General features: G+C 51.4%; 1 protein-coding gene. It reads left to right on the plus strand.

Going from position 1 to position 333, the window contains the following annotated elements; translation table 11 throughout:
• The coding region (locus FN960_RS21110) for a DNA-directed RNA polymerase (RefSeq protein ID WP_221936838.1) at window positions 1-333 on the plus strand (333 nt) is incomplete at both ends.

The raw sequence follows: 333 nt of genomic DNA on the forward strand, positions 1-333 counted from the left end.
GAAATCTCTGAGAAAGTCAAGCTGGGCACTAAGGCACTGGCTGGTCAATGGCTGGCTTACGGTGTTACTCGCAGTGTGACTAAGCGTTCAGTCATGACGCTGGCTTACGGGTCCAAAGAGTTCGGCTTCCGTCAACAAGTGCTGGAAGATACCATTCAGCCAGCTATTGATTCCGGCAAGGGTCTGATGTTCACTCAGCCGAATCAGGCTGCTGGATACATGGCTAAGCTGATTTGGGAATCTGTGAGCGTGACGGTGGTAGCTGCGGTTGAAGCAATGAACTGGCTTAAGTCTGCTGCTAAGCTGCTGGCTGCTGAGGTCAAAGATAAGAAG

Origin of the sequence: Alkalicoccobacillus porphyridii (assembly GCF_007293315.1) — a bacterium.
GTDB lineage: Bacteria > Bacillota > Bacilli > Bacillales > Bacillaceae_D > Alkalicoccobacillus > Alkalicoccobacillus porphyridii.